20 protein-coding genes are annotated in these 21711 nt (G+C 71.0%); 7 read left to right on the forward strand and 13 right to left on the reverse strand.

The window, feature by feature from the left end:
* Window position 1 precedes the first annotated feature (1 nt).
* From AB0J80_RS36635 to AB0J80_RS36645, 3 genes are all read right to left on the reverse strand, one after another.
* A complete protein-coding gene (locus AB0J80_RS36635) occupies window positions 2–406 on the reverse strand; it encodes a thioesterase family protein (protein ID WP_364714214.1) in 405 nt (134 codons plus the stop codon).
* Between the two features lie 34 nt (window positions 407–440).
* On the reverse strand, window positions 441–2117 hold the full coding sequence (gene ettA / locus AB0J80_RS36640) for an energy-dependent translational throttle protein EttA (RefSeq protein WP_364714216.1): 1677 nt from the start codon (window positions 2115–2117) through the stop codon (window positions 441–443).
* A 117-nt stretch (window positions 2118–2234) separates the two neighbouring features.
* Window positions 2235–2756 carry a hypothetical protein gene (locus AB0J80_RS36645; RefSeq protein ID WP_364714217.1) on the reverse strand — a complete coding sequence of 174 codons (522 nt, stop codon included), beginning with the start codon at window positions 2754–2756 and terminating at the stop codon, window positions 2235–2237.
* A 129-nt stretch (window positions 2757–2885) separates the two neighbouring features.
* Between AB0J80_RS36645 and AB0J80_RS36650 the strand changes: the two genes are divergently transcribed.
* Window positions 2886–4301: a trehalose-6-phosphate synthase gene (locus AB0J80_RS36650; RefSeq protein WP_364714218.1), complete on the forward strand. Its 1416-nt coding sequence runs from the start codon at window positions 2886–2888 to the stop codon at window positions 4299–4301.
* Here the strand turns inward: AB0J80_RS36650 and AB0J80_RS36655 are convergent.
* The 4 genes from AB0J80_RS36655 to cobC all read right to left on the reverse strand — a co-directional run bounded on the left by AB0J80_RS36655 (window position 4290) and on the right by cobC (window position 8103).
* Window positions 4290–4664 carry a VOC family protein gene (locus tag AB0J80_RS36655; protein WP_364714219.1) on the reverse strand — a complete coding sequence of 125 codons (375 nt, stop codon included), beginning with the start codon at window positions 4662–4664 and terminating at the stop codon, window positions 4290–4292. The two genes, AB0J80_RS36650 and AB0J80_RS36655, sit on opposite strands and share 12 nt — an antisense overlap.
* A gap of 28 nt (window positions 4665–4692) precedes the next feature.
* Window positions 4693–5886, reverse strand: coding sequence for a uroporphyrinogen-III C-methyltransferase (gene cobA, locus AB0J80_RS36660; RefSeq protein ID WP_364714220.1), 1194 nt, complete (start codon window positions 5884–5886; stop codon window positions 4693–4695).
* Window positions 5883–6935: a nicotinate-nucleotide--dimethylbenzimidazole phosphoribosyltransferase gene (gene cobT / locus AB0J80_RS36665; RefSeq protein WP_364714221.1), complete on the reverse strand. Its 1053-nt coding sequence runs from the start codon at window positions 6933–6935 to the stop codon at window positions 5883–5885. The genes cobA and cobT overlap by 4 nt, the downstream gene beginning before the upstream one ends.
* 64 nt (window positions 6936–6999) lie before the next feature.
* A complete protein-coding gene (cobC, locus tag AB0J80_RS36670; RefSeq protein ID WP_364714222.1) occupies window positions 7000–8103 on the reverse strand; it encodes an Rv2231c family pyridoxal phosphate-dependent protein CobC in 1104 nt (367 codons plus the stop codon).
* 26 nt (window positions 8104–8129) lie between these two features.
* Between cobC and AB0J80_RS36675 the strand changes: the two genes are divergently transcribed.
* The gene (locus AB0J80_RS36675; RefSeq protein WP_364714223.1) at window positions 8130–10280 is read left to right on the forward strand and encodes a transglycosylase domain-containing protein; all 2151 of its coding nucleotides are present in this window, start codon (window positions 8130–8132) and stop codon (window positions 10278–10280) included.
* A gap of 32 nt (window positions 10281–10312) precedes the next feature.
* Here the strand turns inward: AB0J80_RS36675 and AB0J80_RS36680 are convergent, their stop codons facing one another.
* Window positions 10313–10915, reverse strand: a complete 603-nt coding sequence (locus AB0J80_RS36680; protein ID WP_364714224.1) for a TIGR03086 family metal-binding protein — start codon at window positions 10913–10915, stop codon at window positions 10313–10315.
* Between the two features lie 318 nt (window positions 10916–11233).
* A complete protein-coding gene (locus AB0J80_RS36685; RefSeq protein ID WP_364714226.1) occupies window positions 11234–12709 on the reverse strand; it encodes a cobyrinate a,c-diamide synthase in 1476 nt (491 codons plus the stop codon).
* Between the two features lie 111 nt (window positions 12710–12820).
* On the opposite strand from AB0J80_RS36685, the gene AB0J80_RS36690 reads away from it, so the two are divergent.
* From AB0J80_RS36690 to AB0J80_RS36710, 5 genes are all read left to right on the forward strand, one after another.
* The gene (locus AB0J80_RS36690) at window positions 12821–13660 is read left to right on the forward strand and encodes an SURF1 family protein (RefSeq protein ID WP_364714228.1); all 840 of its coding nucleotides are present in this window, start codon (window positions 12821–12823) and stop codon (window positions 13658–13660) included.
* Window positions 13661–13744: 84 nt separating this feature from the next.
* Window positions 13745–14182, forward strand: a complete 438-nt coding sequence (locus AB0J80_RS36695; RefSeq protein ID WP_364714230.1) for a hypothetical protein — start codon at window positions 13745–13747, stop codon at window positions 14180–14182.
* Window positions 14183–14674: 492 nt separating this feature from the next.
* Window positions 14675–15406 (forward strand): pentapeptide repeat-containing protein, encoded by a 732-nt coding sequence (locus AB0J80_RS36700; protein WP_364714232.1) that lies wholly within the window; start codon window positions 14675–14677, stop codon window positions 15404–15406.
* A gap of 73 nt (window positions 15407–15479) precedes the next feature.
* The gene (locus AB0J80_RS36705; protein WP_364714234.1) at window positions 15480–15629 is read left to right on the forward strand and encodes a transposase; all 150 of its coding nucleotides are present in this window, start codon (window positions 15480–15482) and stop codon (window positions 15627–15629) included.
* Between the two features lie 246 nt (window positions 15630–15875).
* Complete coding sequence (locus AB0J80_RS36710) at window positions 15876–16382, forward strand: hypothetical protein (RefSeq protein ID WP_364714255.1); 507 nt, start codon at window positions 15876–15878, stop codon at window positions 16380–16382.
* Here the strand turns inward: AB0J80_RS36710 and AB0J80_RS36715 are convergent.
* The 4 genes from AB0J80_RS36715 to AB0J80_RS36730 all read right to left on the reverse strand — a co-directional run bounded on the left by AB0J80_RS36715 (window position 16345) and on the right by AB0J80_RS36730 (window position 21667).
* Entirely contained in the window at window positions 16345–17898 is a 1554-nt protein-coding gene (locus AB0J80_RS36715) for an ATP-dependent DNA ligase (protein ID WP_364714235.1), read from the reverse strand. The genes AB0J80_RS36710 and AB0J80_RS36715 overlap by 38 nt on opposite strands.
* A gap of 576 nt (window positions 17899–18474) precedes the next feature.
* Complete coding sequence (locus AB0J80_RS36720) at window positions 18475–18693, reverse strand: hypothetical protein (protein WP_364714237.1); 219 nt, start codon at window positions 18691–18693, stop codon at window positions 18475–18477.
* 138 nt (window positions 18694–18831) lie between these two features.
* The gene (locus AB0J80_RS36725) at window positions 18832–20316 is read right to left on the reverse strand and encodes an FAD-dependent monooxygenase (RefSeq protein WP_364714238.1); all 1485 of its coding nucleotides are present in this window, start codon (window positions 20314–20316) and stop codon (window positions 18832–18834) included.
* A 1-nt stretch (window position 20317) separates the two neighbouring features.
* The gene (locus tag AB0J80_RS36730) at window positions 20318–21667 is read right to left on the reverse strand and encodes a dipeptidase (RefSeq protein ID WP_364714239.1); all 1350 of its coding nucleotides are present in this window, start codon (window positions 21665–21667) and stop codon (window positions 20318–20320) included.
* Window positions 21668–21711: the final 44 nt, after the last annotated feature.

Consider the following 21711-nt stretch of genomic DNA (forward strand, 5'->3'; position numbering starts at 1 on the left):
CTCACGCGTCCAGGTAGGGCTCGAGGAAAGCCCGCTCGGGCTCGGTCAGCCGGCGCGGGAACCCCTGGGCCAGGTTGTACGGCACGCACACCGACTTGGCGCGGCTCGCGAGCACGTCGCCGTCGAAGAGCTCGTACGCCACCGTGAAGGCGGCGGCCCGCAGGTCGCAGATCCACAGCTCGATGCGTACGGGATCGCCGTAGTCGACGGGGCGCAGGTAGTCGATCTCGTGCCGGGAGATCACGATGCCGTCCTCGAACGACGTGAGACCCTGCGCCCGTGCGCCGACGAAGAACATGGCAACGCGCGCCTCCTCGTACAGAGTGAGGAAGCGCGCGTTGTTGACGTGGCCGTACGCGTCCATGTCGGACCAGCGGACGGCCACCTCGTAGGTGAATCTCTCCAAACGCTTTTCCTTGGGTTTTCCGCCGCGGGAAGGCTCAGTCACGCGTGAGCTTGCGGTAGGTGACCCGGTGCGGGCGGGCCGCCTCGGCGCCGAGCCGGTCGATCTTGTTCTTCTCGTACGCCTCGAAGTTGCCCTCGAACCAGAACCACTTGTCCGGGTCCTCCTCGGTGCCCTCCCACGCGAGCATGTGGGTGGCGACCCGGTCGAGGAACATCCGGTCGTGGGAGATGACCACGGCACAGCCGGGGAACTCCAGCAGCGCGTTCTCCAGGCTGCCCAGCGTCTCCACGTCGAGGTCGTTGGTCGGCTCGTCGAGCAGGATCACGTTGCCGCCGATCTTCAGCGTCAGCGCGAGATTGAGGCGGTTGCGCTCACCACCCGAGAGCACCTTGACCGGCTTCTGCTGGTCGGGGCCCTTGAAGCCGAACGCGGCCACGTACGCCCGGGAGGGCATCTCGACCTTGCCCACCATGAGGTGGTCGAGCCCGTCGGACACGACCTCCCACACCGTCTCGTTGCCGTCGAGACCCTCGCGGTTCTGGTCCACGTACGAGAGCTGCACGGTCTCGCCGATGCGCACCGAGCCCTCGTCCGGCTGCTCGAGCCCGACGATGGTCTTGAACAGCGTGGTCTTGCCGACGCCGTTCGGGCCGATGATGCCGACGATGCCGTTGCGCGGCAGCGAGAACGACAGGTGGTCGATGAGCGTGCGCCCGTCGAAGCCCTTGACCAGGTCGTTGACCTCGATCACCGTGTTGCCCAGGCGCGGGCCCGGCGGGATCTGGATCTCCTCGAAGTCGAGCTTGCGGGTCTTCTCCGCCTCGGTGGCCATCTCCTCGTAGCGGTCGAGGCGAGCCTTGCTCTTGGTCTGGCGGGCCTTGGCGTTGGAGCGGACCCACTCCAGCTCCTCGGACAGCCGGCGCTTGAGCTTGGCGTCCTTGCGGCCCTCGACCGCGAGACGCTGCGCCTTCTTGTCCAGGTAGGTGGAGTAGTTGCCCTCGTACGGGTACGCCCGGCCGCGGTCCAGCTCGAGGATCCAGGTGGCCACGTTGTCCAGGAAGTACCGGTCGTGGGTGATGGCGATGACGGTGCCGGCGTACTTGGCGAGGTGCTGCTCCAGCCACTGCACGCTCTCGGCGTCCAGGTGGTTGGTGGGCTCGTCGAGCAGCAGCAGGTCGGGCGCCTCGAGCAGCAGCTTGCAGAGCGCGACCCGGCGGCGCTCACCACCGGAGAGCTGGGTGACGTCGGCGTCCGGCGGCGGGCACCGCAGCGCGTCCATCGCCAGCTCGAGCTGCGAGTCGACGTCCCACGCGTCGGCGTGGTCGAGCTCCTCCTGAAGCTTGCCCATCTCCTCCATCAGCTCGTCGCTGTAGTCGGTGGCCATCTGCTCGGCGATCTTGTTGAACCGCTCGAGCTTGGCCTTCGTCTCCGCGACGGCCTCCTCGATGTTCCCGAGGACCGTCTTCGCGTCGTTGAGCGGGGGCTCCTGGGCCAGCATGCCGACGGTGTAGCCGGGCATCAGCCGGGCCTCGCCGTTGCTGACCTGGTCCACGCCCGCCATGATCTTCAGCAGACTGGACTTACCGGCGCCGTTCGGACCGACGACACCGATCTTGACCCCGGGCAGGAAGTTCAGCGTCACGTTGTCGAGCACGACCTTGTCGCCGTGCGCCTTGCGCGCCTTCTCCAAGGTGTAGATGAACTGGGCCACGGTGCGGCCTACCTCCGTGATCGTGATTCCGGTGCCGGAATGGGAGCACAATCTTTCCAGGTCGCACCCCGGCCGCTTACAACAACCCCGCCCGCCGCACAAGGATTCCCCGCGCGCTCACCCCTCGCGCCGGACCGCGTACGTCTTCTCCTTGCCCTTGATCGTCACCCGCAGCACTTCGTCGTTGACGACGAACGAGTTCCCGTCCGTTGCCATGGCGGTATAGGTGTCGCCTTCCTGGATCACGTTGGAGAGGAACAGCGCGGTCTGGCCCTCGATCCACGTGGTCTGCTCGCCGCCGCGGTTGGCCTGGTAGTACAGCTTCCCGCCGGGATCCCGGCAGATCCAGACGGTGGTGCCGGTCTCGTCGGCGCGTACCCGCAGGACCTGGGTCAGCTCCTCCAGGATCCCCAACTTGCGCGCGGTCTCGTGCATCTCTTCCGGGCAAAGCACTGCCGTGTTCTCGGCCGGCGCGGGCGACTCCTGGCCCTGCGGGTTCTGGGCGACGCCGCCCGACTCGTGCCGGGTGCCGAGAGCGAAGCCCGCCGACATCCCGATGATGCTCAGGAAGACGGTGGCAATGACCACAGGGAAGAACAGTGGTCGCCGCGGCGGGGGAAGATCAACGGGCAGGCTCACCGGCCAAGGATGGCACCTGTTCGCCAGAAGCGGCGCCGCGCGGTCGGAACACGCCTCGCCAAGCCCCGGCTGGCTACGCACAGTAGGCTCAACGGCGGGGAACCAGAACGACCCGGAGGTGCTTTCAGCGTGGCCGAACGAAGTTCCTTCGTCGTAGTCGCCAACCGCCTGCCCGTGGACGAGGTCATCGTCGACGGCGAGCGGCAGTGGCGCCCGAGTCCGGGCGGCCTCGTGACCGCCCTGCACCCCGTGCTGACCCAGCAGCGGGGCACCTGGATCGGGTGGGCCGGCGGCGACGGCGAAGCACCGGAGCCGTTCGAGCTGGAAGGGATCCACATCCATCCGGTGCCGCTGAGCGCGGAGGAGCTCGAGCGCTACTACGAGGGCCAGTCCAACGCCACGATCTGGCCGCTGTATCACGACGCCGTCGAGACGCCGGTGTACAAGCGTCGCTGGCGCGAGGCGTACCGGGTGGTCAACCAGCGTTTCGCCCAGGCCGCGGCCGAGGTGGCGGACGAGGGAGCGACCGTCTGGGTGCAGGACTACCAGCTGCAGCTGGTGCCGGCGATGCTCCGCGAGATGCGTCCCGACCTGCGGATCGGGTTCTTCCTGCACATCCCGTTCCCGCCGATCGAGCTGTTCATGCAGATGCCGTTCCGCGCCGAGATCCTGCGCGGCCTGCTCGGCGCCGACCTGGTGGGCTTCCAGCAGCGGCTCGCCGCGCAGAACTTCGTCCGGCTCGCCCGGCACCTGCTCGGCCTGCGCTACGAGGGCCAGTCGATCCAGGTCGACGGCCGCAAGGTCAAGGCCGGCGCCTTCCCGATCAGCATCGACACCGCGGACATGGAAAGGATGGCCGCCGACCCGAAGGTGCAGGCCCGGGCCAAGGAGATCCGCGCCGAGCTGGGCGACCCCGAGACGATCATCCTGGGCGTGGACCGGCTCGACTACACCAAGGGCATCGAGCTGCGCCTCAAGGCCTTCCGTGAGCTGCTGGCCGACGGCAAGCTCAACGTGCCGGACGCGGTGATGGTGCAGGTCGCGACGCCCAGCCGGGAACGCGTCGAGCACTACCAGACGCTGCGGGTGAAGGTGGAGCGCGAGGTCGGCCGGATCAACGGCGAGTTCGGCAAGGTGGGCATGCCGGCCGTGCACTACCTGCACCAGTCGTACAGCAAGCAGGAGCTCGCGGCGATGTACGTCGCGGCCGACGTCATGATGGTGACGCCCCTGCGCGACGGCATGAACCTGGTCGCCAAGGAGTACGTGGCCTGCCGCTCCGACCGCGGCGGCGCGCTGGTGCTGAGCGAGTTCGCCGGCGCCGCGACGGAACTGCGGCAGGCCTTCCTGTGCAACCCGCACGACCCGGACGGGGTCAAGGACGCACTGCTGCGCGCCGTGGCCGCCGAGCCGGCCGAGCTCAAGCGGCGCATGCGGGTCATGCAGCGGCACCTGCGGACCCACGACGTCGCCGAGTGGGCCCGCTCGTTCCTCAACGAGCTGGGCGTCCCGGAGACCGGCGCCGCGGCGGAGTCAGAGGAATAGGCAGAACGGATGGCCGGCCGGGTCGAGATAGACCCGGACGTCCTCCTGCGGCTGGAAGTCGGCCCTGGTGGCGCCCGCCTTCTCCGCGTGCGCGCAAGCCGCGTCGAGGTCGTCGACGTGGATGTCGAGGTGCACGCTCATCTGGGGGTCGCCCGGGCCGGCCGGCCAGACCGGGCGTACGTAGTCCTTCTCGGTCTGGAACGACAGGCCGGTCGGGCCGGCCGGGGCGCCGAGCGTCACCCAGCCCGGCTCGTCCTGCACGACGTTCCAGCCCAGCAGCCGCTGGTAGAACGCCGCGAGTTCCCGTGCGTCCGGGGCGTCCAGCGTGACCCCCGCCAGTGTCATCTGCGGTCGCTCACTCATGAATGCGAGTTACCCACCCGTACGGTGACTATCCCAGCACGGGTACGACATCGCCGATGACCACGACCGCGGGCGGGCGCAGTCCGGCGGCCGCCGTCGCCTTGGCGACCTCTCCCAGGGTGCTCCGCAGAACCCGCTGCGAGCTCGTCGAACCCTCCTGCACCACCGCCGCGGGCGTGTCGGCGGCACGCCCCTCGGCGAGCAGCCGCTCGGCGATCTTCGGCAGGTTCTTGAGCCCCATCATGATCACCAGCGTGCCGCGCAGCCGGGCCAGCGCCGCCCAGTCCACGAGGGACTGCTCGCTCTCCGGCGGCACATGCCCGGAGACCACGGTGAACTCGTGCGCGACGCCGCGGTGCGTGACGGGAATGCCGGCCAGCGCCGGCGCGGCGATCGAGCTGGTCACCCCGGGCACGACCGTCACGGGTACGCCGGCCTTCGCGCACGCCAGCACCTCCTCGCCCCCGCGGCCGAAGACGAACGGGTCGCCGCCCTTGAGCCGCACCACGAACTTCCCGGCCTGCGCGCGCTCCACGAGGATCCGGTTGATCTCCTCCTGCGCGGCGGACGGCCCGTACGGGATCTTGGCCGCGTCGACCAGCTCCACGTCGGGGCGCAGCTCGTCCAGCAGCATCCCGGGCACCAGCCGGTCGGCGACCACGACCTCGGCGCGGTTCAGCAGCCGGCGGCCCTTGACGGTGATCAGCTCCGGGTCGCCCGGACCGCTGCCGACCAGGAAGACCTGACCCCGCTCGGCGCGGTGGCTGAGCAGCTCGTTGTTCTCCAGTGCCGCGGCGATGAGATCGCGCAGCGCCATCGCGTTGCGACGGTCGCCGCCGTCGGTCACCGCGACGGTGATCTGTCCCTGCCGGGTCACCGCGGGGGTCCAGGCCGTCGCGGCGTCGCGGTCGTCCGCGCGTACGCAGAAGACGCGGCGCTCCTCGGCCGCCACACTCACCTGGGCCGCCGCGGCCGGGTCGTCGACGGCGACCTGCACCAGCCACGCCCCGTCCAGGTCGGACGGCTCGAACCGGCCCTCCCGCCAGGTCAGCCGGCCGGCGTCGACGTAGGCCTGCAGCGCAGGCGTGAGCACGGGCGAGACGATCTGGACGCGCGCCCCGGACGCGAGCAGGGCCGGCATGCGGCGGGTGGCCACGGCCCCGCCGCCGACGACGAGCACCGGGCGGCCCTCGAGCCGCAACGCCAACGGATAGAGGTTCACTTCTCCGAGACCCCCGCCGCGTCGAAGGTGGCCACCTCGCGCAGCACCCGCACCGCACTCGCGGCGATCGGGAGGGCCAGGGCGGCGCCCGTACCCTCACCGAGCCGCATGCCCAGGTCGAGCAGCGGGGTGAGGCCCAGGTGGGCGAGGGCGACCGAGGCACCCGGCTCGACCGACCGGTGCCCGGCGACCATCGCCGCGACGGCGTCGGGAGCGAACGCCGCGGCCACCAGGGCGGCCGAGGCGGCGATGACACCGTCGACGATCACCGGCACCCGGCGGGCCGCGGCCCCGAGGATGAAGCCGGCCAGCGCCGCGTGCTCCAGCCCGCCGACGGCGGCCAGGGTCGCAAGCGGCCGCGCCGGGTCCGGGCGGTGCAGCGCGAGCGCGCGGGTGACCACGTCGACCTTCCGGGCGTACGTCTCGTCGTCGACGCCCGTGCCGCGACCGGTGACCTCGGCCGGGGCCGCGCCGGTGAAGGCCGCGACCAGCGCCGCCGCCGGGGTGGTGTTCGCGATGCCCATGTCGCCGGTGAGCAGGCACTTCGCGCCGCCTTCGACGAGTGCGCCGGCCACCGAGATGCCGGTCTCGAGGGCGGCCCGCGCCTCCTCCTGCGTCATGGCCGCGGTCAGGGCGAGGTCGCGGGTGCCGCGGCGCACGTTGGCGTCGAGCAGGTTGTCGCCGCCGTGCAGCGGGATGGCCACGCCGACGTCGACGACCATGAGCGAGGCGCCGGCCTGCCGGGCGAAGGCGTTGATCACCGCGCCGCCGGCGACGAAGTTCGCCACCATCTGCGCGGTGACCTCCTGCGGCCACGGCGTGACGCCCTGGGCGTGCACCCCGTGGTCGCCGGCGAAGACCGCGATGGCCGCGGGCTCCGGCAGCGGCGGCGGGCAGGCCCCGGCGAGGCCGGACAGGCGTACGGACAGCTCCTCGAGGACGCCCAGCGAGCCGGCCGGCTTGGTCAGCCGCGACTGCAGGTCACGGGCGGCGGCCATGGCCGGCTCATCGGCGGGCGCGATGGCGGCGAGGGTCGTCTCCAGGGTCACTGGCGCTCCTTCAGCACGTCGGTCAGCGTGTCAGCTCGGGTCGTCCGGCGCGTCGGCGCGTCGGTCATCGTCGCTTCAGCACGTCGGTCAGCTTCGCCAGGAACGCGTCGCTGGTGGCAGTGTCGCGCACCGCTACGCGCAGCCAGTCGGCGCCCAGCCCCGGGAAGGTGTCGCCGCGCCTCACCGCGTACCCCTCTTTGCGCAGGTCAAGGCGCACCTGGCCGGCGCCCGGCAGGCGCAGCGCGACGAACGCGCTGGCCGGATCGCCCGCGACAGTGACGTCCGGCACTCCCCGCAGCCCGCGGACCAGGTGCTCGCGCTCGACGGCCAGGGCGGCGGCGATCTCCCGCTCGGCCGCGACGGCCACCGGCGACGCGCACGCCTCGGCCGCGGCCAGCGCCGGCGTCGACACCGCCCAGAGCGGCTGGGCGGCGGCGAGCCGGGTGATCAGCTCCGGACCGGCGAGGGCGTAGCCGATCCGCAGGCCGGCCAGCCCCCAGGTCTTGGTGAGGCTACGGAGCACGATCAGGCCCGGCAGGTCACCGCGGCCGGCGAGCGACTCCGGCTCGCCGTCGACACCGGCGCGCCACGTGGTGTCGGCAAACGCCTCGTCGACGACCAGCACCCGGCCGGGGCGGGCGAGCCGGGCGACATCGTCCGCCGGGTGCAGGACGGAGGTGGGATTGGTGGGGTTGCCCACGAAGACCAGATCGGCATCGTCCGGCACCGCAGCCGGGTCCAGGCGGAACCCGTCGGCCTCGCGCAACAGCACGCGCCCGACGTCGTGGCCCGCGTTGCGCAGGGCCGCCTCCGGCTCGGTGAACTGCGGATGGACCACGACCGGGCGCCGCGCGTCGACCGCCCGGGCGATCAGGACGAAGGCCTGGGCGGCACCGGCCGTCAGCAGCACCTCCCGCGGGTCCCGGCCGTGGCGGCGCGCGACGGCCGCGGTGGCGCGCGTCGCGTCGGGATAGGCGGCGAGGTCGCCGAGGGTCGCCGCGATCGGGTCGGCGAGCCAGGCCGGCATCGGCTGCCGCCGGACGTTGACGGCCAGGTCGACCAGCCCCGGTGCCACCTCGGCGTCCCCGTGGTGGTGCAGATCCATCTCCACCCCGCCAGCATGCCGGATCGGAAACCGGCGGCCACTTCGGCCGTTCCGTCGGGACATGAGCCGATTTGTCATACCTTCGAAGGGTGACGAAGACCGGACTCGCCAAAGCTGGACGACTCGCCCCGCTCATCCGGGCCGGACTCATCGCCGGGCTCGCCATCGCCGGTCTGATCTTCCCCCTGGTCGCCCTCGCCGGCGTCCAGGCGAAGAACGGCGCGGACGCGTTGCAGAGCATGCCCGAGCAGCTCACGGTCGTGCCGTCGGCGCAGACCACCTACGTGTACGCGAACGACGGCAAGACCCTGCTCACCATGTTCTACGAGGAGCACCGCAAGCCCACCAAGATCGAGGACATGTCGCCGTACGTCCTCAAGGCGATCGTGGCCTCCGAGGACACCCGGTTCTACGAGCACAACGGCGTCGACCCCAAGGGCGTGGCCCGCGCCTTCGTCGCCAACCAGCAGGCCGGCGGCGTCTCCCAGGGCGCGTCGACGCTGACCATGCAGTACGTCCGCATGGCGCTGCGCGACGGGGCCAAGACGCCCAAGGAGGCCCTCGAGGCCACCGAGCAGACCACCGCCCGCAAGCTGCGGGAGATGCGCCTCGCCATCGAGCTCGAGAAGCGCGTGTCGAAGGAGGAGATCCTCCAGCGGTACCTGAACTCGGCGTACTTCGGGCACCGGGCGTACGGGATCTTCGCCGCCTCCGAGGTGTTCTTCTCCAAGACGCCCAAGGACCTCACCCTGACCGAGGCGGCCACCCTCGCCGGCCTGGTCAAGGCACCGTCGGCGTACGACCCGGCGGTGAACGACCAGACGGCGGCGACCGAGCGGCGCAACTACGTCATCGACCAGATGCTCAAGATGGGCACGATCACCGACGCGCAGGCCCGCTCCGCCAAGAAGAGCAGGATCAAGCTGAAGCTGACCAGCCCGCCCAACGACTGCGTGTCGGTGCCGAAGAAGCACAACGACTGGGGCTTCTTCTGCGACTACCTGCGCAACTGGTGGATGGAACAGCCCGCCTTCGGCGCCAACGCCCAGGAACGCCTCGAGAACCTCCGCCGCGGCGGCTACAAGATCGTGACCTCCATCGACCCGAAGATCCAGTCGTCGGCGATGAAGCACGTCCTGGACAAGGAGAAGCGCAAGAGCGTCTACGCCCACGGCGAGGTCGTCATCGAACCGGGCACCGGCCGCATCAAGGCCATGGCCGTGAACCGCCGCTACTCCCTCGATCAGAAGAACAACGGCGAACACAGCGACCGCCGGCTCCGGGACCAGGTCCGCGGCAACTACCCGAACACGGTCAACCCGCTGCTCGGCGGCGGCGACATGGCGGGCTACCAGGCCGGTTCGACGTTCAAGATCTTCACCATGCTGGCGGCCCTCGACGAGGGCATGCCGCTGGACACGGCCTTCAACTCCCCGCAGCGCTACGTCACCAAGTACATCACCGCCCCCGGCCCGGCGACCTGTGGCATCCACTGGTGCCCGAAGAACTCCAGCGCCTCGATGAGCGGCCGCCAGACCATGTGGAGCGGCTTCGGCAAGTCGGTCAACACCTACTTCGTGCAGCTCGAACAGAAGGTGGGCGCCGAGAAGGCGGTCCGGATGGCGGAACGCCTCGGCCTGAAATGGCGTACCGAGATCGACAAGATGCTCGCCACACCCGAGCACGCGAACGGCTGGGGCGCCTTCACGCTGGGCGTCAGCGACGCCACCCCGATCGAGATGGCCAACGTCTTCGCCACCCTCGCGGCCGAGGGCAAGTACTGCGAACCCATCCCGGTCCGCCTGATCAACACCCGCGACGGGGCCAGCCTCGAGTACAAGGGCAAGAAGGTCGCCGGCCCGCGCTGCCACCAGGCCCTGCGCCCGGAAGTCGCCCAGGCGGCGACGGACGCGGCCCGCTGCGTGACGGGCTACGGCGCGGCGAAGGGCGAATGCGGCGGCTGGTCGACCTCCCCGATGGTCCACGCGACGCTGCGGCGGCCGGTCGCGGGCAAGAGCGGCACGACCGACAGCAACCGCAGCGCCTGGTTCTGCGGCTTCACCCCGCAGCTGGCGGCGGCGGCCTTCGTGGCGGATCCGGACAATCCGGATAACACGGTGGGGACCAGCCGGGGGACGATCTCGAAGTTCACGGTGGCCGAGACGCTGAAGGATGCGCTCAAGGGCCTGCCGAAGGCGAAGTTCACCCCGCCTCCGGACAGCATGGTCCACGGGGACTGACCCGGGGCTTCGGTGGCGTCGTCCCCTCCCGTTCAGTGGGGCGCCGTGACCGGACGCCAGTGGGGGTCGCGACCGGCGAGGCCGACGGCCTGCTCGAGGAGGGTTGCCTCGTCGTCGACCGGGACGACGGGGCCGAACAGGCCGGGCGTGCCCTCCGCCGGGCCCTGGGACAGGAACTCGATGAGCTGCTCGAGGGTGCGGGGATCGGCTGCATACTCCTGGCCGGTGGCTCGGGCCAGGTCCCAGCCGTGCATGATCAGCTCGTTGACGGCGACGGTGCCCATGGCGGCCGCCGGCATCGTGACGCCGCCCGCCGAGGCGGTGCCCTCCCAAGCCGTCGGTTGTCTCCAGGCGGTCGCGAGGTCTTCGAGGACGACGGGCAGGCGGCTGCGCCAGTGGCGGTTGAGGTTGGCCGCGGAGGGCTGAGGCGGGGCCGAGTCGGTGCCGGGGTCGGTCTTCTTCTGGGCTGCCTGCGTGAAGGCCCAGCAGAGGCCCATCAGGTGATCGAGCAGGTCGCCGACGGACCAGGCGGGGCAGGGCGTCGGGGCGGTGAGATGGTCGTCGGTGATGCCGAACAGCAAGGCCCGGATCTGGCGGACCGGCGGGTCGAAATCGAGCGGCACACGATCTGCCACGGTCGTTCTCCCTTCTCGCGGACCCCCTCACCGTAAGGCCGGGCTGTGACAATTGCCGGGCGGCGTGTCGGGTGGCGACACGCCGTGCCGGGTGCGGGAGAACGGGCCCGGCCGGAGTCCGGCGGGTCGCGTGCCAGGGGCGGCGTTCGGTGGAGGATCGCGCGGCCCTGGCGGCGGTGCCACGGGACGCCGGCGGTGCCACCGGGCGCCGTTCTCGAGGGGGCGACCTAGCGCTCCGGGGCGGTGGGGGCGGGGCGGAGTCCGGGTTCGAGGGCGGTCGAGAGCTTTGGTGTCACTGGGCTCGTGTCCGCGTACATATCAAGGGTTTGGGGGTGTCACGGCCGTGAGGGACAACGTGGCCTCGCCCGGGTCTTCGGTGGGTGGGGCGACGCCGGCCTTGACCGGGATCTGCGGGGCCTCGCCCGGCAGGGCCGTCGCCGCGACCAGGCGGCGGGCGATGTCCGGCGCGCCCGCCCAGTGCAGGCCGAGCTGGGACGCGTGCACCTGCCGCCAGATGAAGCCTTCCGGGTTGCCGCCTGACCAGGTCCAGGCCGGGACCTGTCCCGCACGGGGTGTGACGATCGCCCGGTGCTGCTTGTAGCCGGTGACGCGCGCTCCCGCCGGGGCGAGCGGCGACGTGGCCGGCGCTGTCGCCTCGCGGTAGCCGGCCACGGTCTGGGCGCCGGTCGTCGCCGACGCGTCGAGGACGCCGCACATCGGTCGGCCATCGAAGTCGCGGGTCAGCCAGGGCAGTCCGATGCCCTCCGCGACGATCGGACCGCCCTCGTGGGCGAGCCGCGCGACGGCCGCGCTGAGGCGGTGGTTCGCCGAGAGCTCCTCCGCGTAGCCCTCGGGAAGGCCCGCGCCGATCATCAGGGCCCGGGTGCCGGGTGGAAGGGCCTCGTCGCGCAGGGGGTCCAGCACGACGACGTCCGCTCCGGCGGCCGTGAGCAGTTCCGCCGTCTCGACGTACGTGTACGGCGCACCCGGCCCGCCCGCCAGCGCGATCACCGGCCGGTTCCCGGGCGGAAGCGGAGGTTCGCCGGTCGCCTCGGCAAGGGCGTCCGTGGGCGACCAGGGCGATCCCGCAAGCGCGGGGGCGGTGTCCGCAAGGGCCATGATGCGGTCCAGGTCGAGAGCGCCCGCCACGGCCTCACCCAGGCGGCGGACCGCCCGGACCGCTTCGACCGTACGGTGGGCGACCGGCACCGGCCCATGAGCGCGAGCCGGCAGCACGGCGGGAAGGTCGCCGCGGCGCAGCGCACCGAGTACGGGCATGCCGATGTCGTCAAGTGCGGTGCGCAGCATCTCCTCGTGCCGCGGCGAGGCGACCCGGTTGAGCACGACGCCGCCCAGGTGAACCATCTCGTCGAACATCCGGAAGCCGTGCACCAGCGCCGCCAGCGAATGCCCCATCGCCGCGACGTCGACGACGAGCAGGACCGGCGCGCGCAGGGCGGCCGCGACCGCCGCAGTGCCGTCGATCTCCGGTTGGCCGGTCAGGCTGTCGAACAGGCCCATCGCGCCCTCGATGACGGAGAGCTGAGCACCGGTCGCGCCATGGGCGAACAGCGGAGCGATGCGCTGCGCCCCGACCAGGCGCGGGTCCAGGTTGCGGCCGGGACGCCCGGCCGCCAGACCCAGGTACGCCGCGTCGGTGTGGTCCGGCCCCACCTTGAAACCGGCCGCGGGCACTCCCCGGGCAGCGCAGGCCGCCAGCAACCCGACAGCGATCGCAGTCTTGCCGTGCCCGGACGAGGGGGCGCTCACCACCAGACGTGATGGGGTGGTCATCAATGGCTCCCTCGGGGATACGGAAAACGCCGCCGACGTGATAAGCCCGCCGGAAGTCGCACCCTACCTGCCAGCCGCGAGCCGCCGTTCACACCCGGGTAGCCTCGGGTCGTGTACCGGTTCCTGCTGACCCCCCGCTGGCTCGCCGCGGCGGCACTGACGGTGGCCGCCTCGGTGGTCATGGTCTTCCTCGGCAACTGGCAGCTCCACCGGTACCACGAGCGCAGCGCGATCAACCACCGCATCGACGCGGCCGACTCGGCACCGGCGGTTCCGCTGACATCAGTGCTGGTCAAGCCCCCCGCGGCGGGCACGCTCGGCGCCCGGCCCGGCAAGGACCAGGCGTGGACGAAGGTCACCGTGACCGGAAAGTACGACGCCACGCACGAGATCCAGGCCCGCGGCCGCACGGTCGACAGCAAAGTCGGATTCGAGATCGTCACCCCCCTCGTCCTGGCAGATGGGACGGCGATACTGATCGACCGCGGCTGGGTCCCGTCCCAGAACGGCGACGCCATCTCCCCACCGGTCGCCTCCCCACCCCCGGCGGGCGAGGTCACCGTGGTCGGCCAGCTCCACCTCACCGAGAGCCGCCCCTCGAGCATCTCGCGCCGGGACGGACGGCTGGACACCCGCAGGATCTCGCTGCCCCATCTCGCGAAAGAAATGCCCTATCCCGTGTACGGGGCATACGTGCTGGACACCGATCCGGCGGAAGGCTTCTCCCGGATCCCCGTCGACCACGAGGACGCGTGGCAGAACGGCGGGTACGCGGTCCAGTGGTGGATGTTCGCGGTGATGGCGCTGCTGGCGTACGGCTGGCAGGCGCGTAAGGAAGCGCAGGGCGACACGCCGAAGAAGCGGGTCGACCGGGTGGAGGGTGCATCGCCGCCGCCCGTGCCGACGCCGCCCGCCGGTCACGCCACGGACCGGTCAATCCACCCCGCCTGAGCCTGCCTGCTCTGCCCGTCCTGCCCGCCTGACGCTGTTCGCGCGGAGTTTCGTGCCCGGCTGTGCCCGACTAGGGTTTCGGGAGTGACGTTTCCCCAGGATCCGGCCCCCAGTGACCCGTGGAGTGTGCCGGCCCCTCCCCCGCCTCCGCCGGACGCGCCGGCGGTGCCCGGGCCGGTGATCGTGCAGATCGGGGACATGGGCGTGACCTCGACGGTCGTCCACACCCCGGCCGGCGACATCCCGCTGCCGGGTTCGACGTGGACGGTGCACGACTACTGGCACAGCGAGACGAAGATCCCGACGTGGGCGATCGTGGCGGCGATCGCGGGATTCTGCGTCCTGACGGTGTTCAGCCTGCTGTTCCTGCTGGTCAAGGTGACGATCCAGCAGGGGACAGTGCAGGTGACGGTGACGAATGGGACGAGGCAGTATGTGTCGCGGATCCCGGTGACGGACCAGTCGCAGGTCACGTACGTCCACCAGCAGGTGAACTACGTCCGGTCGCTGGCGGCGCTCTGAGCCGGCCCGGGTAGGCGCCCCTTTCGCCCGACGTGGCAGTTGGCTTTGAGCGGGTGCAGGCCGCCGGCCTTCGTGGACGTCCGGTTTGCGGCCCATGGCGTCAGCTTGGCCGGCACGTTACCGGCGCCACAGGCGGCGGGTATGGCAAAGAGGTCCTTGGGCGTCAGCTTGGTCCCGGGCTCGATGCTGTTGTCGTCCATATCGCCGCTCCTAGACGAGCGACGCCGCACGCTGCCCGCGGGACCAGGTCGTGCGGCCGGGGGCCGTTCGATCCCTCGGAGCCGGCAATGTAGAGGACACCGAACAGCTTCCGCAACGTCGCCAACGGGAACCCTGCTCTTTCGAGTGGTGACGTGGCGCCGCCCCGACAGAACTGGTTGTTCCGGCCACCGGTCATCCACTATGGGCTTTGTGCAAGCCGAGTCGGACAGATGGCAACGAGTTACAGCGATTGCTGGTCTGCTCTCTGTGTTGGCGGTGGCGGTAGGCCTCGTGATCACGAACAACTACAACCGTGATCAACAAGCGCTCGCCCTGCAGGGCCAGATCACCGATAGGTTCACCAGGGCCGTGGAGCAGCTCGGCCAACCGGGACCACAGAAGATCGACGTTCGCATGGGGGCGATCTATGCGCTCCAGCGCATCATGCGCGACTCGGAGGACGACCAGGCCGCGGTCGTGGACATCCTCTGTGCATTCATCCGCGTGCACTCCCAGGTATCCGACGAACCCGAATCCCGGTTTCCCGCAGCTCCCCCAGCGGACATCCAAGCCGCAATGACCGTCCTGGCACGCCGGGTGCCGGGCCGTGGCGATGAGAGTCGCCTCGTACTGTCTTTCTCGAACTTCGGACGGGCGGTCCTGCCCGCGGGCAAGTTCGCCGGCGCCGACCTTGTCGGCGCAGACCTACGGGACGCGGACCTGCACGACGCGGACCTCTCCGGAGCGAATCTGGACGCCGCCTACCTTCATGGCACGGATCTGTCCGGTGCGGTGCTCATCGATGTACAGATGAAAAGCAACGCGAACGGCGTGAACCTCAATGGCGCCGACCTGCGGGGTGCACACCTCAGCGCGGATCTGATCGAAGCCGACCTCAGCGGCGCGAACCTCATCGGGGCGGACCTGAGCGGGGCGAACTTGAAAGGCGCTGACCTGCAGTGCGTCAAGACCGACCAGACCACATCGCTGCCGCTGGGGACCGAACTTCCTAACTGCCCCTAAAGCTCCTCACGCGATCTGCTGAATCGATGTTGATCAGCGTGGCGAGGCGAAGATCAGTCTCGTTCCGTTCGTCGTGAGCAAGGCGTGGGTCGACGACGAGTTGTGGAAGCTGATCGAGCCGGTGCTGCCTGCGTGGCCGGCGAAGGCTCCGAGCCCGCGGCCTCTGTCGGACCGGCTGTGCCTGCAGGGCAATCTGTTCGTGCTGCACACCGGCATCGGGTGAGGGGACCCGCCGCAGGAGCTCGGGTTCGGCTCTGGGGATGACGTGCCGGCGGCGGCTGCAACGCTGAACTGAGGCCGACGTCTTCGACCAAGTCCACCAGATACTGCTGGCCAGGCTGAACGCAGCAAACCGGATCGACTGGTCGAGAGCGGCGATGTACGCGAGTCACATCGACGCGAAAAACGGGGTGCCGGGACAGGCCCGTCGCCGGTCAACCGCGACAAGCCCGGCTCGAAGCACCACCTGATCTGCGACGGTAACGGCACCCCGATATACGTGCTGACCAGCGGCGCGAACGTGCCCGACATCAAACGGGCCCGGGACCTGCTCGACTGCTACCCGCCGATCGCCGGACGCCCGGGCCGGCCCCGGCGCCGCTTTGCCGCGCTGCTGGCCGTCAAGGCTTCCCGCAGCGCGGCGTTCCGCCAGGCCTGCCACGAGCACGGCGCACCGAGCCGATCATCCCCAAGCCCAGGACGCACAGGGTCAAAGGCCTGGGCAAGCTGCGCTACGTCGTCGAGCAGACCTTCGCTTTGCTGCACCAGTTCCGCCGACTTGCCGTGCGCTGGGAACGCCGCCTCGACATCCACGACGGCTTGTCAGCCGTGCCTGCGTCCTAATCTGCTGGCGCCGACTGATCAACTGGACCCGCTAAGAGATCGTGTTAGACCTTTAAGTCGGGCGTGGAGTGCACGGCGATCGTGCCGCTTGGCCTTCAGGATTCGGGCTGGTTGTGGCCGCCGATGGACTTGACCATGTCGATGGTGTCGGCCTCCTCGGCTCGTTTGTCGTCGCGGTAGCGGAGCACTCGGGCGAAGCGCAGGGCCACGCCGCCCGGGTAGCGGGGTGAGGTCTGGACGCCGTCGAAGGCGATCTCCACGACCTGCTCCGGGCGTACCGTTACCACCCAGCCGGAGTCGTCGACGGCGAGTTCCTTGAACCGCTCGGTCTGCCAGCGCAGCAGCTCGTCCGTGAGCCCCTTGAACGTCTTGCCGAGCATCACGAACCCGCCCGTTCGCGGGTCACGGGCCCCGAGGTGCAGGTTGGACAGCCAGCCTTTGCGGCGGCCATGTCCCCACTCGACCGCCAGGACGACCAGGTCGAGGGTGTGGCGGGGCTTGACCTTCACCCAGGCGGCGCCGCGGCGACCCACGTCGTACGGGGCTTCCTGCGCTTTGATGACGACGCCTTCCTGGCCGGCGGCGAGGGCGGCGGCGAAGGCTTCCTGGGCCTGTTCGGCGGTTTCGACCGTGCGGCGGCCGACGATGAGCGACGGCGGGAGGGTGTCGGCCAACGCCGCCCAGCGGACGCGGCCGGGCTCGTCGAGCAGGTCGGTGCCGTCGAGGTGCAGCAGGTCGAAGAAGAACGGAACCAGCGCGGGGCCCTCGACAGGTCCGTTCCCGCCGCCGCGGCGGGCGCCTCGAGTGGCGGCCCGGCTGGACGTCTCCTGGAACGGCCGGGGGCGGCCGGTGGCGTCCAGCGCCATGGCCTCGCCGTCGAGCACGATGTCGGTGACCGGCAGCGCACGCGCGGCGGCGACCACCTCCGGGAGGCGGGGCGTGATGTCGTCGAGGCTGCGGGTGAAGACGGCGACATCGTCCCCGGAGCGGTGCACCTGGATGCGAATCCCGTCGAGCTTGACGTCGGCGGTGGCGGGCGACCCGGTGGCGTCCACGGCGGTGTTGACGTCGGGTGCGCTGCTGGCCAGCATCGGTGTCAGGGGTGTGCCGACGCGCAGGCTGATGCCCGCCAGCGCGGGCGCGCCGCCGCTCAGGGCGGCGACCGCCACCTGCTTGAGGTCGCCGGAGAGCAGCAGGGCCCGCCGCACGGCGGTGGCCGGCACGTCGGCGGCGCGGGCGATCGCGTCGGCGAGCAGGCCGGCCTGTGCGCCCTGACGGAGCTCCCCGCCGAAGAGTCCGACGAGCAACCGCTGCTCGTCGGCGGTCGCCCGGCCGAACAGCTCGGCGAGCAGCTCACGCCGGCGGGCCTGGGAGCCGGCACCCGCGACGATCGAGATCGCGGCGATCCGGGAGTCGACCTCGGCGACGGTGAGACTCGGCACGGCCGCGGGCGCCGGCAGGTCCCGCAGGGCGGCATAGCCCACGCCGGTCTGCCGCTGCCGGAGCTCACCGGCCAGATAGGCGGAGCCCGGCGCGACCTCAACGGGATCGAGGCGGCGCAGAGCGTCGGCCATCAGGTCGATTTTCGCCTTCCGGCCGGAGACGGCGGTGACGGCTGCCGAGGTGGCTGCCAGGTCGAGGAACTGCACGGACCCATCCTGGCAGCCACCTACGACAATTTCCGGGCCGTTGTGACGTGCTCCCCCGTGAAGCAGTCAAAACGGCCGCGACCTGGTCCGTAGGAGGTCACGGACATCGCGCCGAACGCTCGGCTCGGCCGCCGATGGACTGCGGCAGGCAAGCCGATGCGCGGCTCTGCGCGAACGCTGAGCGCCCCGTCGAGCCGGAGCACCGAACCGGCCCGCAGCAGAAGGATGGAATGCTGCGAGCCGGCGCGGCCAACAAGCGGTGCAAGCACTTGCCGAGCCGGTGCAACGGATCGACGGTGCGAAAGCTTGCCGGGCCGGCCGACCGGGACATGCGGGCCGGCCCGGGCCACCAGCAGAGTTCGACAGAACCCTGCCGGATCCAGCCGGATCGAAGGGACCCGGCCGGTCCGCCTGCCGCACTTGCGGGCCCTGTGGCGACAGGGTCTGCGAGCGCGACGGCGGCTTCTGTCGCTCGTCGAGCGCGCCCATGGGGCAATGGAGGCGCTGCCGGGCGACAGAGACGCTGAAGAGCATCGGCATGGCGGCCGGCGTCGTCGCCGGCTCGCCGTCTCACAGTCAGGCTGCGAGGGGTTCGGGTAGGGGCTCCGCGATGCGGTACCCGCGGGCTCGCACGGCGTCGGCGACCCGGCTGAGCTGAGCGTCGAGCTGGCACAGGACCGCGGACAGCTCTGCGAGCTGGTCACTGAGGATGGTGTCGTCCCATCCGGAGACGTCGACGTCTCCCAGAGCACGGCCGGCGGCGCGAAGCGCCTCGATGGCATCATTCGAACTCATGTTCGAACCTTATCAGGGATGATCTCGCCGGTGCGCTGGAAACACCCGATCGAGCGAGCAGTTTTCCGGGGTACGCGGCAGAGGCGGCGCGGCGGCAGCACGGCCTGGCGGCGGGTCGCACGATCTCCCCCTACCGGGTCAAGCAGGCGGCGGCATTGCGCGACGGAAGGCCTCCGCCGCCTCGGCGGGCGGGGCGGCCGCCGCTACGAATCCGTCCGGCCGTACGAGATAGAGCATGCCGGGTTGCAGTGCCGTCTGCGGAGCCGCGCCGAAGACGTGTACCGGCAGTTCGAGGTCCGGAACCGCAGCGGTCTTCCCGTACGCGTGGACCTGCCACTCCAGTGACCGCAACGCCGCGTGGTTGGTGCCGGTCCACGGGAGGCGGCGGCCCACCACCGGGTCGCGGGGTTCGTCCGGCAGCATCGGGTAGCGGATGCGGATCTGGGAGACGTATCCGAACAGGCGGGAGCCGCCGGTGGAGCGCGGCAGGGTTCGCACACCGACCGGGGCGAGCAGCGGCACGATGGCGCGCCGCAGGACGCGGAGCGAGGTGCGCTGGGACGTGATGAAGCCGAAGATGCGGTCCGTTGTGGCGACCAGGGTGCGTGCGACCGGGCGGCGTTCCGCCTGGTAGCGGTCGAGCCATGCGTCCGCGGCGCGGCCGTGGATGACGTCGGCGAGCTTGAAGGCGAGGTTGTGGGCATCCTGGAGGCCGGTGTTCATGCCTTGGCCGCCGACCGGCGAGTGGACGTGAGCCGCGTCGCCGGCGAGGAAGAACGGGCCGTCGCGGAAGGCGGCCGCCACCCGGTGGTGCACCCGGTATGTCGCGAACCAGCGGCTGTCGGCGTACGTGACGGCGAAGTCGCGGCGGATGCGGGCGCGGGCGTCCTCCTCGCCCACCTTGCCGTCGCCGTCGTCGTCGCGGACCAGGCCGATCAGGCGCCAGTTGCCGCGGCCGACCATCGGGAAGCCGAGGAGGAAGTCGTCGCGGCCCGGGCGTACGTTGATCGCGGCATCGACCAGCCCACCGACGGCCGTCGCGTCGATGACGTAGAAGAGGTGCGGGTTGGTGATGCCTTCGAAGGCGATGCCGCGCGCTCTGCGGACGATCGAGTTGGCGCCGTCCGCACCGACGCAGTACCGGGCGGTGATCCTCTCGCCGTCCAGCACCGCTTCGACGCCGGCGGGCGTCGGCTCGAGGGAGGTGACGGCGGCACCCCAGCGGACGGTGCCGCCGAGAGCCCGCAGGTTCTCGTACAGGATCTCCTCGTTGCGGCTCTGCTCGAGAACCTGGATGTACGGGTACGGCGTGAGGCTCTCCCCGAGCGGTCCGAGGGGGATCCGCCCGAAGACCCGGTCGCCGAAGCCCGGTGCGAGGGCGTTGGCCCGGTACGCCGCCGCGATGACCTTGTCGCCGATGCCGAGCTGGTCGTACACCTCGAGGCTGCGAGCCTGGACGACCAGCGCCCGCGACTCGCGCGTCGGTCCCGCCTTGCCGTCGGCGACCACGGCCCTGACCCCGAGCTTGGCCAGCCAGTTCGCCAGCATCAGTCCGGTGGGACCGGCGCCGACCACCAGTACGTCGCAGCTCGACCGGGGCTCGCCCGGGGCCGGGGCCGTCATGTCACGAGCCCAGCTCTGCCACGTTGCGCAGCAGGAGCGCCTCGGCGAGGCAGACCCGCGCGAACTCGCCCAGGTGCAGGCTCTCGTTGGGCCCGTGGGCGCCGGCGAACGGATCCTCGACGCCGGTCACCAGGATCGCCGCCTGCGGGAACAGCTCCTGGAAGGTGGCGATGAACGGGATCGAGCCGCCCACCCCCATGTCGACCGGTGCCACTCCGTCCCACGCCGTCGTGAACGCCGCGCGGGCCGCGTCGTACGCCGGGCCGGTCGCGTCGATGACGCACGGAGCGCCGCCGCTCTCCAGGGTCACGTCGACGTGCGCTCCCCACGGCACGTACTTCTCGAGGTGGGCGCGAATCGCCGCATACGCCGAGGCCGGGTCGTCGCCGGGCGCCAGCCGTACGCTCAGCTTGGCCTTGGCCTTGGGCACCAGAGCGTTGGGCGCCTCGCTGGTTCTGGGGGCGTCGATGCCGAGCACCGAGATCGCCGGCTTGGTCCAGATCCGGTCGGTGAGCCGTCCGTTGCCGACGAGCTTGACCCCGTCGAGGACGCCGGCCTCGTGGCGGAGGCGCTCCTCGGGATAGTCGACGGTGGCGCCCTCCCGGCCGACCAGGCCGTCGACCGCCACCTCGCCCTGCTCGTCGTGCAGGGTGCTGATCAGGCGGGAGAGGACGGTCAGCGCGTCCGGCACCGGTCCGCCGAACATGCCGCTGTGCACGGCGCTCTGCAGGGTGCTGACCTCGACGAAGCAGTTGACCAGGCCACGTAGGGAGGTCGTCAGCGCCGGCACGCCGATGTCCCAGTTGCCGGAGTCGGCGATGACGATGACGTCGGAGCGCAGCAGCTCGCGGTGGTTCTGGATCAGCTCGTCGAGGGAGTCGGAGCCGTACTCCTCCTCGCCCTCGATGAACAGGACCACACCCACCGGAAGCTGGTCGCCGAAGGCGCGCAGCGCGGCCACGTGGGCCATGACGCCCGCCTTGTCGTCCGCGGCGCCGCGGCCGTAGAGCCGCCCGTCGCGCTCGACCGGCTCGAACGGGTCGCTCGTCCACAGCGCGGGGTCGCCGGCCGGCTGGACGTCGTGGTGCGCGTAGAGCAGGACCGTCGGGGCGCCGGGCGGCGCGGGCTTGTGACCGATGACAGCCGGCTGCCCACCGGCCCGGACGATCTGCACGTCGAGCCCGCAGCCGCGCAGCAGCTCCGCGACGGCTTCGGCCGACCGCTCGACGTGCGAGTGGTCGAAGCCGTCGAACGCGATCCCGGGGATGCGGACCAGCCGTTCGAGGTCGGCGCGGACACCGGGCAGCTCCCGCGCGATCGTGGCGCGCAGGTCGTCTTCAGTGAGGCTCATGACCCGATCCTAGGCCCGCGGCCCGGCTGAGTGCCGGGCCGCTT

The organism is Actinoplanes sp. NPDC049548 (genome assembly GCF_040676695.1).
GTDB lineage: Bacteria > Actinomycetota > Actinomycetes > Mycobacteriales > Micromonosporaceae > Actinoplanes.